This is a genomic window from Empedobacter sp. UBA7611 (assembly GCF_002484365.1).
In the GTDB taxonomy this organism is placed as follows: domain Bacteria; phylum Bacteroidota; class Bacteroidia; order Flavobacteriales; family Weeksellaceae; genus Empedobacter; species Empedobacter falsenii_B.
Genome location: NZ_DLJR01000069.1, coordinates 43,016 through 55,974 on the forward strand (window position 1 = coordinate 43,016; position 12,959 = coordinate 55,974).

11 protein-coding genes are annotated in these 12,959 nt (G+C 31.1%); 4 read left to right on the plus strand and 7 right to left on the minus strand.

Features of this window, described 5'->3' with window-relative positions; genetic code table 11:
• Positions 1–155 precede the first annotated feature (155 nt).
• On the plus strand, positions 156–1,112 hold the full coding sequence (metF, locus tag B3R94_RS12090) for a methylenetetrahydrofolate reductase [NAD(P)H] (protein ID WP_286476810.1): 957 nt from the start codon (positions 156–158) through the stop codon (positions 1,110–1,112).
• Between the two features lie 106 nt (positions 1,113–1,218).
• Here metF and B3R94_RS12095 read toward each other — a convergent pair whose 3' ends face one another.
• From B3R94_RS12095 to B3R94_RS12105, 3 genes are all read right to left on the minus strand, one after another.
• A complete protein-coding gene (locus B3R94_RS12095; protein ID WP_115000640.1) occupies positions 1,219–1,854 on the minus strand; it encodes a tetratricopeptide repeat protein in 636 nt (211 codons plus the stop codon).
• A 162-nt stretch (positions 1,855–2,016) separates the two neighbouring features.
• A complete protein-coding gene (locus tag B3R94_RS12100) occupies positions 2,017–3,231 on the minus strand; it encodes an MFS transporter (RefSeq protein WP_291101103.1) in 1,215 nt (404 codons plus the stop codon).
• A gap of 93 nt (positions 3,232–3,324) precedes the next feature.
• Positions 3,325–4,233, minus strand: a complete 909-nt coding sequence (locus tag B3R94_RS12105) for a helix-turn-helix domain-containing protein (protein ID WP_291101106.1) — start codon at positions 4,231–4,233, stop codon at positions 3,325–3,327.
• A 118-nt stretch (positions 4,234–4,351) separates the two neighbouring features.
• Here B3R94_RS12105 and B3R94_RS12110 point away from each other — a divergent pair, with 118 nt between their 5' ends.
• Entirely contained in the window at positions 4,352–5,119 is a 768-nt protein-coding gene (locus B3R94_RS12110) for a methyltransferase domain-containing protein (RefSeq protein WP_125349465.1), read from the plus strand.
• Between the two features lie 42 nt (positions 5,120–5,161).
• Here the strand turns inward: B3R94_RS12110 and B3R94_RS12115 are convergent, their stop codons facing one another.
• The 3 genes from B3R94_RS12115 to B3R94_RS12125 are packed head-to-tail and all read right to left on the minus strand — an operon-like array spanning position 5,162 to position 8,615.
• A complete protein-coding gene (locus B3R94_RS12115; RefSeq protein WP_125349464.1) occupies positions 5,162–6,349 on the minus strand; it encodes an aspartate aminotransferase family protein in 1,188 nt (395 codons plus the stop codon).
• 1 nt (position 6,350) lies between these two features.
• Positions 6,351–6,902: a hypothetical protein gene (locus B3R94_RS12120; RefSeq protein WP_221856829.1), complete on the minus strand. Its 552-nt coding sequence runs from the start codon at positions 6,900–6,902 to the stop codon at positions 6,351–6,353.
• 39 nt (positions 6,903–6,941) lie between these two features.
• Positions 6,942–8,615 carry an OstA-like protein gene (locus tag B3R94_RS12125; protein WP_291101109.1) on the minus strand — a complete coding sequence of 558 codons (1,674 nt, stop codon included), beginning with the start codon at positions 8,613–8,615 and terminating at the stop codon, positions 6,942–6,944.
• A 244-nt stretch (positions 8,616–8,859) separates the two neighbouring features.
• Between B3R94_RS12125 and B3R94_RS12130 the strand changes: the two genes are divergently transcribed.
• Positions 8,860–9,780: a Dyp-type peroxidase gene (locus B3R94_RS12130; protein WP_115000647.1), complete on the plus strand. Its 921-nt coding sequence runs from the start codon at positions 8,860–8,862 to the stop codon at positions 9,778–9,780.
• A 61-nt stretch (positions 9,781–9,841) separates the two neighbouring features.
• On the opposite strand, the gene B3R94_RS12135 is transcribed toward B3R94_RS12130, so the two are convergent.
• On the minus strand, positions 9,842–10,294 hold the full coding sequence (locus tag B3R94_RS12135; RefSeq protein WP_038331681.1) for a Fur family transcriptional regulator: 453 nt from the start codon (positions 10,292–10,294) through the stop codon (positions 9,842–9,844).
• 195 nt (positions 10,295–10,489) lie between these two features.
• Here B3R94_RS12135 and B3R94_RS12140 point away from each other — a divergent pair, with 195 nt between their 5' ends.
• The gene (locus B3R94_RS12140; protein ID WP_038331678.1) at positions 10,490–12,832 is read left to right on the plus strand and encodes an ATP-dependent helicase; all 2,343 of its coding nucleotides are present in this window, start codon (positions 10,490–10,492) and stop codon (positions 12,830–12,832) included.
• The last annotated feature ends 127 nt before the right edge of the window (positions 12,833–12,959 follow it).

Below are 12,959 nucleotides of genomic sequence, written 5' to 3' on the forward strand. Positions count from 1 at the left end.
GGGATTGCAGTGAAAATCCTTTTTTGTTGATTGAGCAGTGTCGAAATCAACAAAAAATATTGTAACGAAAAGCCCGCCCGAAGGGAACGCCCTTATAAAAGAAATTATATAATCGAAATTCGAGATTCGAACTTCGCTAAACGATAAAATAAAGAATGAAAGTTACCGAACATATAGAACGCGCAAACGGAAAACCGTTGTTTTCTGTGGAAATTTTACCACCTTTGAAAGGGCAAGATGTCAATGCGACGTTCAAAACTTTAGATCCATTAGTTGAGTTAAATCCAGCTTTTATCGATGTAACTTATCATCGTCAAGAGTATATTTACAAACAGAAAGAAAACGGGTTATTGAAGCGTTATCAGGTGCGAAAACGTCCTGGTACAGTTGCGATTTGCGCTGCGATACAGAATCATTATAAGATAGATGCAATTCCTCATTTGATTTGTGGTGGATTTACAAAAGAGGATACAGAAGATGCGTTAATAGATTTGAATTTCTTGGGAATTGATAATCTTTTGGTTTTGCGTGGAGATCCTATAAAATCAGAAAAGTCTTTTGTTCCAGAAGTTGGTGGACATGCGCATGCATCGGAATTGATTGAGCAAATTACGGCTTTAAATACTGGAAATTATTTGGACGACGAGCTACAAGAATCGCATGCAATGGATTTTTGTATTGGTGTGGCGGGTTATCCTGAAAAGCATTTCGAATCGCCGAATCTTGCAATGGATTTGTATTATTTGAAAAAGAAAGTGGAATTGGGTGCAGATTATATCGTGACGCAAATGTTTTTTGATAATCAAAAATATTTTGATTTTGTGAAGAAATGTCGCGAAATGGATATTAATATTCCGATTATTCCGGGTATAAAACCTATGACAACTTTCAATCAACTAACGTCGATTCCACAAAATTTCTATTTGGACTTACCAGAAGCTTTGGCAATGGAAGTTTTGAAGTCGAAAGATAAGGAACGAATCAAGGAAATCGGAATTGAATGGTGTATTCAACAATGTAAAGAGTTGATCGATTTTGGTGTTCCTGGATTACATTTTTATACAATGAGTAATTCTATAAATACAAAAAGAATCGCTGAGGCGGTTTATTAAATAGTAAAAATATGCTATCAAAAATCCGAGTCATCTATCGCTCGGATTTTTTTGGGTTTATTTATTTTATATTTTAATAATACGATGTTAACTACAGTTGTAATTTCTATTTTCCAATTATATTTAATAAATCATTAGATATTTCATTATCATTTTGCAATAGTAGGTGTCTTGCATTTTTAATTTCATTATTTTCTAGTGAAAGTAAAGCTAATTGATAATTGACTTGTTCGATTTCATATACGGAATATTTTTCGACTTGAGATTTTATCGTTAAAAAGATATTTTTAGCAATTTCTAAATTTTTCGGAATTCCTAAACCGTACAAATAATGAAATGCTAATTCGATAGGATACGCTTTATCTATTTCATAAACTTTATAAAGTAATTCAACTACTTTTTTATAATCACCAAGATCACGATATACAGTTGATAAATTAAATGCTGCAATACTATTATTTTCAGAAATTAATTCGTTGTATAGCTTAATTGCTTTTTCAATATCCTTTTTACAACCTAATCCTTCTGATAAATAATCAGCAACTCTTATTTTACAATATTTGAAATTTAGTCCAGTTAAATAATATTCAAAAGCTTTTTTATATTCTTGTTTAATTTCAAGACTATTTTCAAATTTTATCCCATCTTCATAAACTTGTGCAATTAATAAAATATCATCCTCAGACTTATCTTTTTTGGATAATAAATCATTCCAATCTTCAATGTTTTTGATTTGTCTCATTTGAGATAAGTTTGCTTTTACAATTGAAATTAACTGAAAAAATATCGCAATTACGAATAAATTAAATCAAGAAATCCAATACTTTTTCAACAATTCTAATTTAAAGAAAAAAACAATATAAAACTCTATTCACAAAAAATCCGAGCAAATGCTCGGATTTAATTATACGATTATAGCTTTTTTTCGAGCTGATTTTTTCATTCGATACATAAGGTAAATAATTAAAGACAATAGAAATGAAAAGATAAAATATCGAATTGCTAATCCATTTTGAGTATCAACTTTACCCGTGCTTGAGATTATAAAACTTGTAAGCGAGGTAATAATATATGTCATTCCTCCCATCAAACCCCCAGCAACACCAGCATTTTTAGGAAAAGCCATCATATTTGAAGTAAAGAATGATGTGAATAAAATTCCTGAACAAATATGAATGAAAAACGCAAAGAATAATAAAACAAATAGATTTTGAACAAAGAAACCTGTGATAATCAAAAGTAAAATCAAAATTAATTGTACAATAATAGGTAAAGCTATACTTTCTTTAAAGTCAAGATGCATTCTTTTCTTTCCGACAAATCCGCCAATCATCCACGAAAAACCTAAAATTAAAGTTGAATAACCAATCACAACAGAATTAAAATGATAGGTATTTTCAATTAAAAACGGACCAATAATATTGAAAATCATCACAATAGAATAAGCAACAGCTTGTATCATTATACCAACTATAAATAATTGATTTTTAAGCATCATTCTATACGTATCGATGACGTTTTTAAAATTTAATTTAGTTTTTTCAGTAATACTTTCTCCACTAAAAATCAATTCAAAAATTAAAATTAAAGCTGCATAAATTGCTAAAAAATAGAAATTTGCATGCCAATTAAACAATTTTTCTAAATATCCACCTAAAAATGGAGCCAAAATAGGTCCGCATGACCAAACAATCGTGAAATAACCTAAATAATGTTTCGCCTTTTCTGGTGTATGAATATCAATAAAAAGTGCTCGAGTTGCAATAACAATAATCGCAACTGAAATTCCTTGAATAATTCGAAGAAAACAAATCAACAAAATGCTATCTGTACTCGCGATAACTAAACTTGTGATTAATACGACAAATAATGCTACAATTTTTGGATAATATCGTCCAATTGCATCCAAAATACTTCCAATAAACAATTGAGATAAACCATAACTCAATAAAAAACAAGTCAGAGTTAATTGAATACTACTTTCTGGAACTATCAACGATTTTGCCATCGACGGAAATGACGGCAAATAGATATCTGTTACAAATCCCGAAATTGGAATCGAAAAGAAACCAAGTATACTTATAATTTTTTTCCTTTTTTCTGATGCTTCTCTCAACATAAATCATTTTTTACTATGCAAAAGTAAAATGAATGTGAAATTGAGGAATTAAAAAAGACAAATAAAAAATTACAAAAATCAAATAAATTAATTTTATTGTTTAAATTTTAATGGAGAAGTTAAAGTATGTTTTTTAAAAAAATTATTAAAATGAGCAGGTTCCTCAAAACCTAATGTATAACCAACTTGCGCAATATCCCAATCAGTATACAACAACAGGTTTTTAGCTTCTTCAACTATTTTCTGTTTAATAATTTGTGTTGTTGTTTGTTTAGTCACAGATTTCACCGATGAATTGAGATGATTTACATGAATATTTAATTGCGTTGCGAAATCAGCTGGTGTTTTCAAAACAAGTGGATGAGCAGGTGAATCTAGTGGAAATTGTTTATTTAATAATTCATCAAACTTCTTATACAATCTCACATTTGATGGCAATTCAACCGCATGTATTTCATCAACTTTTTGTTCTAGAACATAATGAAAAATAGCAGATAAATGATTACGAATACTAAAATATCTCAATTGATAATTGGATTGATTAAGACGATACATTTCCTGAAAATAAGACAAAATCAAAGGCAATTGTTCATCCGAAATCTCAATAAAAGGAGAACTCCAATCTTTAAACAAAGATGTTTTTTTGAAGACGTCAAACTCTTTATTTTCAGAAAAAAATTGTTGATTGAATAAACAAAAATAACCTTCTTGCAAACTCGATTTACATTCCCAAGTATAAGAAATATGCGGAGATGGAAGAAATAAAACTGGTTTAGAAATATATCTTTCATTATTTCCATATTTAAAAATTCCTTCACCAATCAACAAACTGATTTTGTAATAATCTCGCCGACTATATGGACTTTTAAAACTACAATATTTGCGCAAAGAAATATTAAAATGCGCTTTATCGTGTTCAAAGTTAGCAGAATTCATCAATTCGGCTTGTTCTAAACTAATTTTATTATAATAATCTGCAATAGTTTCTAATTCTTGACTCATCTTTATTCTTACAAAATTCAAATAAACGACATTTTAGAATAATTATATGTTAAAATCTATATTAATCATAAATATTATAAAATTTCATTAACTTTAATCACATTCAAAACTTAATAAAATGCCTTGGAATCCCGAACGATATAATCAATTCAAAAATATTCGTTATCAACCTTTTTATGATTTAGCGGATTTAATTTCTACTAATAATTTGAAAAATTGCATAGATGTAGGTTGTGGAACTGGCGAACAAACAGCAATTCTCGCTAATAAATTTGAACATGCTAATTTTTTAGGAATTGATTCTTCTAAGGAAATGCTTGAAAAGTCAAAAGAATTTGATTTAGCCAATCTTACATTTCAACAACAAACAATTGAAGGTTTTGCAAATTCTAATACAAATTGGGATTTAATTTTTAGTAATGCAGCGTTACAATGGTCGGATAATCATGAAGAATTGTTTCCTAAATTAATCTCAAAACTGAATGTTAATGGACAATTTGCAGTGCAAATGCCTTGTCAAAAAGATAATGTATTGAATGTTATTTTGAGTGATTTAGCACGAGAAAAACCTTTTACAGATTTTCTGAATAATTTTCATCGAGATTCACCTATGTTAACGATAGATGATTATGCGAAAATCATGTTTGATAATGGATTGAAGGATTTGAACATCAGCATGAAAGTTTATCCAATTTACGGAAATGACGAAACAGAATTTTATAATTTCATTTCTGGTTCTGCCTTGATTCCTTATATGGAACGTTTAACGACTGAACAACAAGAATTATTTACGACAGAATTTAAAACGAGAATTAAGAAATATTATAAGACTTTTCCTGCAATTTATTCCTTTAAGAGAATATTGTTATATGGAAGAAAAAGTTAAACAAAAGAGAATCAATTATGATTCTCTTTTGTTTATTAAAATTTAATCTAAATCGTCTAATACAGATTTTAAGATATCACAACCTTTTATAATATCTTCATCCGAAATATTAATTGGCGGTGTAATTCGTAAATTCTCGATGCTATACATCAAAAAGAAAAGAATCAAGCCTCTATTCATACATTCTTGCTGAACGCGCAACGTATATTCTGGAGAAGATAACTCAGGAGCTAACATCAAGCCTTTTCCGTGAATTTTCTTAATTTTTGGATGCTGAAGATTTTCTCTGAACAATTGTTCTTTACGATCAATATCATCCATTAATTTCTCATCTTCTATAACATTTAGTAATTCTAAAGCTGCAGCTGCAATCACAGGATTTCCTCCGAAAGTCGTAATATGTCCCAATTGAGGATTTTGCTTAAGAGAACTCATAATTTTATCAGAAGTCATAAACGCACCAACAGGTAAACCGCTTGCCATGCCTTTTCCCATTGCCACAATATCTGGTACAACTCCAAAATGCTCGAAACCAAACAATTTCCCTGTACGTCCAAATCCTGGCTGAATTTCGTCCATAATCAATAATGCACCAACTTCTTCGCAACACTTTTTCAACTTGATAAAGAAATCATTTTCTGGTAATCTAAAACCAGAAGCACCACGAATACTTTCTACAATAACACCAGCCGTTTCTTTGGTAATTTTTTGTAAATCTTCTTCGTTATTAAAATCGATGAAATAAACTTCTGGTAACAATGGTCGGAAAGCAGCTTTCTTACGTTCATCACCCGAAACACTTAATGAACCATGTGTGTTCCCATGATAGGCATTACGAAAAGAAATTAATTGACGACGACCTGTAAAACGTTTCGCTAATTTAAGCGAAGCTTCAATCGCTTCTGTTCCAGAATTCACCAAATAAACTTGATCCAATCCTTCTGGTGTTAAATCAACCAATCGCTTGCATAATTCGACTGGTTTTTCTTGCGCATATTCACCATAAACAGCGACATGCATATATTTGTTTACCTGATCTATAATCGCTTGATTGATACGCGGATGGCTATGTCCAAGTGTATTCACCGAAACGCCAGCCACAAAATCAAGATAGGCTCTTCCATCCTTTCCATAGATATAAGAGCCCTTTGCGTAATCGACTTCAAAACCAGATGCAAAATTTGTTGTTTGCGCCTGATATTTGAAAAATCCTTCTTTTAATGTTCCCATTTTATTTTAATAAAAAAAGCACAGCTGCACCGCCCATTGCATACGCTGCAACAGTAAGAGCATCTGATTTACCTTTCGAAAATTTTCTTATTTTGAACGATGAAATATCATTTTTATGAAACTTCAATTCTTTTTCTGTTCCTTTTACAACAGCATATAAGGTATCAGCTTTCCATTGCTTTGCCTCTATTGTATATTCTTTTCCTTGCGCATCTACTTTATAAAATTGATCGGGTTTGATAACATCCGAAATTTTAATTGTAGAAGGATCTATCACTACTTTCTCTTCTTTATTCTCTTGTTTTTTAGCTTTTAATGCAGCTAATTCTTCTTTACTTTCTGAAAGAGATGAACTAATTGCATTTTCATTAGCACTTTTGCGTTCTCTTCTCAATTCAGCAATATCAGCTCTGGAACGACTTCTTTCATTAGAGTTAGCCGTCTGATTATTGCCTTTAGACATTTCCAAAGCATATTCCTCAGGATCAAAAGCTTTGTATGTATAACAACTTGATAATAATAGAATAGATAATATGATAGATGTAGTTTTCATTTATAGTTTTAGAAATTAAACGATTAATTTATGAAAAGATTATTTCGATTCGATAAAAATATCTCGCCAAGTATTTAATCGCTCAGAAATTCGCCATTTAAAATCGGGTAAATAACGCATTTCTTCAGGAAATTTAGACAATGGATACATTTTTCCGTCCGATTTTATGCGACATGCAACCAATTCAACATCTTTTCCTACAACATCAACTTCTATAATTCCGCAATAAGAAATATTAACTCCATAACGTTCTTTCACTTTCGTTTTTTGATCCGTATCATCCATGTACGTCAACGCAACAGCGTTTTCTTCTACATTAATAAAATCAATTTTATCATCCTGAAATAGAACAGTTAAATATTTTCCTTTAATTTGATGATATTCATTTTCCACAAGCGAATCCACTTTAGCAATCACAAAAGCATTATTGAACACTTTCATCGAGTCTAATTTTTCTGTTTTTGCATTTGTATATGCTTCGATATAATCTCCCGTCACTTGATTATCACCAGAAAACAAAATTGGATCTTTATAAAATTGCATCAATCCTTTAGTTTGATTGTACACCAAAGAATCTGCTTTCCCATTCGCATTCGATTTGTAAAAACGCGCTTTATGAAACGCTTTCACCAATGAAGTCGAATCAACATCGTGACGTTTTACCGCCAACAACGTATCTGCACTAATGTAAAGCGAATCTTTGTCAAACGCTTTCACAGCATACGCATTCTTCGTTACAAAAGCCGAATCTAAGTATTTAAAAGCTTCTCCGTAATCTCCCTTCAAAAATCTTTTTTCTAAAGGATCATCCAAAAAAACATCCCCTTCACCTTTACCAAAACCTGTTTTATCGTTGAAATAAAGTTTTTTAGCCGTCAACGTTTTGTTTTGATAATAAACTTTTGAATTTCCTCTTAACCAAGCTTCACCCGTTTTTTTATTAAAATCTCCATCCGAAGTAATGATATATTGTGATGGATCATTTCGACGTGTAATTTTAGAATAATCACGGAAAGTAGTAATTCCCGTAATATCATTCGTCGTCATTTTTCTTGAATAAATCGTATAATCTTTATTCGTAATAAAAACTTCTGAACCAAAATTTGCCGATTTAGACTTTACATTATACACAACATTTCGTCCTTCGACCAAAGTTCCATCAGAACCAATTGTTTTGTAAGTATCATTTACAATAATATTTCCAGTCAATCGCTCGTAAATCATTTTTTCAGAACTGATTTGTTGCGTAGGCGTCTTCACTTCTACTTTCCCAATACCAGTCGCAATCTCAGTTGTACGATTATAATCCATATAATCTGCCGTAATACGAGAACTTGGATCAGTCAACACCACATCTTTGAAAGCTTTTGCAATTGTTGTGTTTCCGTCATACTCCATTTTATGCGCCGTAATTGTTTTGTCTTTACTCACCAAACGTGCATTCGACCAAACAACAGCCAAGTTTTTATCACGATATAAAACCGCACTATCAGCAGAAATTACATCACCTTTATATTCAATAACAACATTACCTGACAAAAATTCATTTCCTTCAAAAAGCTTTGGATTTTTTTCAGTTAAATCAGCATGTCTTAGAATAACTTTTTCTTTTTTAGGTTTTTGTTGCGCAAAAGCACTTATCGTTATAAAACATGAAAGTAAAAAAGCAACTTTCAAACCTGTTTTATTTTTATTTATATAATTAATTAACAATTATTTATTATTTTTATTTAATCTTTATTTCACTTCCGAAAAGTGTTAGCCAAAATTAGTATTATTTTTTTAGTCCTAAAAATTAATTATTACGTTAAAACATGCTTGAATACTTAAAATTTTCATAATGTTTTAATCAATATGATAGATTTTTAAGTCTTAATTTGATTAAAAAAATAACTATTATTCATAAAATTCAATTTTAAAATTCTTAACTTCATATTCAATTTTATAAATCTATTAAATGCCTCAATATCAAAATGTATTAGACAGTCCAAACACCAATACTATTTTTATGGTTTGGAATTTTAAGGAAAATACTGCTTACAAAGATGCTTTCAAAAAGCTTTGCGCTTTAATTATCAATCTCAATCATTCAGCCAATACACGTTTTCCGAAAACGCAATCGAGCGTTATTTTAGGAATTAGTTACGATGCTTGGATAAAATTAAATTTACCAAAACCTTTGCCGAAAGAATTAAAACCTTTTGTTGCCATTAAAGGAGAAAAGCATGAAGCCGTTTCTACAAAAGGCGATATTCATTTTCATATCCGCTCTACGCAACAAAGCTATTGCGTTGATATTGTTTCTAATTTGACTGATTTATTGAATGATGTTGCTACTTGTCAAGAAGAAATTCATGGTTTTAGATATTGGGATGGTCGTAGTATTTTAGGTTTTGTTGATGGAACTGAAAATCCACAAGGTAACGAAAGAATAAATTTTGGTTTGATTGGCAATGAAGATTCTGCTTATACAAATGGAAGTTATTTATTTGTGCAAAAATACATTCATGATATGCAAGCTTGGAAAGATTTACCAATTTCTGAACAAGAAAAAGTAATTGGAAGATCTAAAGTTGATGATATTGAAATGAATGACGATGAAAAACCCTCGAATTCACATTCTGCATTAGCAAATGTTGGAGATGACAAAAAAATTGTTCGCGATAATATGCCTTTTGGAAATATGTCGACAAATGAAATGGGAACCTATTTTATTGCTTATGCTAGAAAGTTTAGCATTGTAGAAGAAATGTTAGAACGCATGTTTGTTGGTGAACCTATCGGAAACTATGATCGAATATTAGATTTTAGTAAAGCTAAAACTGGAACTTTATTTTTTGTTCCTTCTTTTGATTTGTTAGATCAATTTTCTAATTAAAAATAACAAAAAAGACCTTTTACGAAATCGTAAAAGGTCTTTTGATTTTATAAAATCAAGGTTATTTATTCTTACGAGTTCCGTAAAAATATAATGAATGATTATCAATTTTGATATCAAAAATATCTTCTATCGTTTGTTTGATAGATTGGATTCTTGGATCACAAAACTCCAATACTTCTCCTGTATCAGACAAAATAATATGGTCATGATTTTTGTCGAAATATGATTTTTCGTAATGCGCTTGTTGATCTCCAAACTGATGTTTACGCACCAATTTTGCTTCCATCAAAAGCTCGATAGTATTGTATAAAGTAGCACGACTAACGCGGTATTTCTTATTTTTCATTTTGATATACAACATATCAATATCAAAATGATCATCTGTAAAATAAATTTCCTCTAAAATAGCATAACGTTCAGGTGTCTTACGATGTCCATTGTCTTCCAAAAAATTCGTAAACACTTGCTTTACTATTTCGTAATTACTTGATTTTACTGATTCGTCTGTCATATAAAAAATTTGTGTAAATATACAGAATATTTCCTTATCAATGTAACGAAACAACTTTCAATTCGTACGTTTTTTCTATCTCTTGATAGTAAATCTTTATAACAACGTATAATTAACAATATATCTATATAAGAAAACGTATAATCTTTCAAAATTATTTTATCCTTTACACCACAAAGGTTAACTTTGCACACGATGGAAGAAAATTATTTAGAAAAACTGAACGAACCACAGCGTTTGGCTGTAGAAGCTACCGAAGGTCCAGTAATGGTAATTGCGGGTGCGGGTTCTGGAAAGACGAGAGTGTTAACTTATCGCATTGCTCATTTACTAAATAAAGGAGTTGATGCTTTCAATATATTGTCTTTAACATTTACCAATAAAGCTGCCCGAGAAATGAAAGAACGTATCGGACATGTGGTTGGTGAAGCGAATGCAAAAGCACTTTGGATGGGAACCTTCCACTCTGTTTTTGCGCGTATTCTACGTGTTGAAGCTCCGCTTTTAGGTTATCCATCAGATTTTACAATTTACGATCAACAAGATGCAGTTTCTGTAATGACAAAGATTATTAACGAAATGCATTTAGATAAAGATATTTACAAAGCAAAACAAGTTTTGGGACGTATTTCTCAATACAAAAATAACTTGATTACAGTTAGAGCTTATCACAATAATCAAGCTTTAATTGAAGCAGATAATGAAGCAATGCGCCCTCGAATGGGTGATATTTACAGAGCTTATGTAGATCGTTGTTTCAAATCTGGTGCAATGGATTTTGATGATTTATTGTTACGTACCAATGAAATTTTGACGCGTTTTCCTGAGGTTTTAGCAAAATATCAAGAACGTTTCAAATATATTATGGTAGATGAGTACCAAGATACCAATCATTCTCAATATTTGATTGTAAAAGCATTGGCTTCTCGTTACGAAAACCTTTGTGTGGTTGGTGATGATGCGCAATCTATCTATGCTTTCCGTGGTGCAAATATTCGAAATATTTTATCATTCAAATCTGATTATCCTGATGCGAAATTGTATCCATTGGAACAAAATTACCGTTCGACGCAAATGATTGTGGAAGCTGCGAATCAGATTATCAAACAAAATCAAGATCAATTAGAAAAAAATGTTTGGACTGCGAATGAAACTGGTGAAAAAATAGCCGTTTATCGTGGACTTTCTGATGCTGATGAAGCGCGTTATATTGCAACGCAGATATGGGAAAGACAGATAAATGAACATCTTCAACCAAAAGATTTTGCTATTCTTTATCGTACAAATGCTCAATCTCGAGCATTAGAAGAAGCCTTGAGAAAAAGAGGAATTCAGTACCGTGTTTATGGCGGAACATCTTTCTATCAACGCAAAGAGATTAAGGATATGGTTGGTTATATGCGATTATTGATTAATCAAAATGATGAAGAAGCTTTATTGCGAACAATCAATTATCCGGCACGTGGAATTGGTCAAACGACTATTTCAAAACTTTTGGTTGCGGCAGATCAACATCAAATTAGTTTATTTTCTTTGATTGAAAATATTGCGATGTATGCTCCAACCATTGGAATAAATGCAGGAACATCAAACAAATTGAATGATTTTGTGTTGATGATTAAGCGTTTCCAAGTGATGCTAAAATCACATGATGTATATGAAGTAACAATGGAAATGGCTAAAACAACACAATTGTTGAATGCGTTGAAAGAAGATTCTACACCAGAAGGTGTTTCTCGCTTAGAGAACGTTCAAGAGTTGTTAAATTCGATCCAAGGTTATGTCGAAGAACAACAACAATTAGACGAAGGAGATGCTTCTTTAGGAGGTTTCTTAGAAAATATTGCTTTAGCAACTGATGCGGATAACGAAGAAGATGACGATAATAAGGTCAATTTGATGACGGTCCACTTAGCAAAAGGTTTAGAATTCCCTGTTGTATTTATTGCAGGTTTAGAAGAAAATCTTTTCCCTTCTATGATGAGTGTTAACACGCGCGCTGAGTTAGAAGAAGAACGTCGCTTATTTTATGTTGCCTTAACGCGCGCTGAGAAAGTGGCTTATATGACCTATTCTGTTTCACGTTTTCGTTGGGGAAAAATTATCGATTGTGAACCATCTCGTTTCTTAGAAGAAATTGATGATAGTTTCTTAGAATGGAAAAATCTGAATATTTCTGCAAGAGCTTCTAATAATAGTGGATTATCGGCTGATTTATTTGGAGATGAACCAACACCACAAAACTATCAACAACGAGAAAAATCAGTTGCAAGACCAAATCCAAGAGCTCGTGTAGAACCAGCTCAACCAAGGTCAAATTTCAAACCACTAAATCAAACAAAAAGTAACGCTTCATCAACAGCAAATGCACAAGGTTTGCAAGTTGGTCAAGTTGTTGTTCACGATCGTTTTGGACGAGGAATTGTGAAAGATTTGCAAGGAGAACCATCAGATATGAAAGCAATTATTCATTTTGATAATGCAGGAGAAAAAAAATTACTCTTAAATTTTGCAAAACTAAAAATCATTCGATCATAATAAAAAAACAGAAAAAGGTTACAGTAATTTGCAACCTTTTTTATTTGTATTTAACCAATTACACACCTTTTATCAAACTAAAGGTTTAAATAATATATCTTCAAAATTTAGAATAAAATTCTTGCTT

Bases quoted from the DNA above. Each gene is read 5' to 3' on its own strand.
- metF (WP_286476810.1), top strand. From the start codon at position 156: ATGAAAGTTACCGAACATATAGAACGCGCAAACGGAAAACCGTTGTTT.
- B3R94_RS12095 (WP_115000640.1), bottom strand. From the start codon at position 1,854: ATGAGACAAATCAAAAACATTGAAGATTGGAATGATTTATTATCCAAA.
- B3R94_RS12100 (WP_291101103.1), bottom strand. From the start codon at position 3,231: ATGTTGAGAGAAGCATCAGAAAAAAGGAAAAAAATTATAAGTATACTT.
- B3R94_RS12105 (WP_291101106.1), bottom strand. From the start codon at position 4,233: ATGAGTCAAGAATTAGAAACTATTGCAGATTATTATAATAAAATTAGT.
- B3R94_RS12110 (WP_125349465.1), top strand. From the start codon at position 4,352: ATGCCTTGGAATCCCGAACGATATAATCAATTCAAAAATATTCGTTAT.
- B3R94_RS12115 (WP_125349464.1), bottom strand. From the start codon at position 6,349: ATGGGAACATTAAAAGAAGGATTTTTCAAATATCAGGCGCAAACAACA.
- B3R94_RS12120 (WP_221856829.1), bottom strand. From the start codon at position 6,902: ATGAAAACTACATCTATCATATTATCTATTCTATTATTATCAAGTTGT.
- B3R94_RS12130 (WP_115000647.1), top strand. From the start codon at position 8,860: ATGCCTCAATATCAAAATGTATTAGACAGTCCAAACACCAATACTATT.
- B3R94_RS12135 (WP_038331681.1), bottom strand. From the start codon at position 10,294: ATGACAGACGAATCAGTAAAATCAAGTAATTACGAAATAGTAAAGCAA.
- B3R94_RS12140 (WP_038331678.1), top strand. From the start codon at position 10,490: ATGGAAGAAAATTATTTAGAAAAACTGAACGAACCACAGCGTTTGGCT.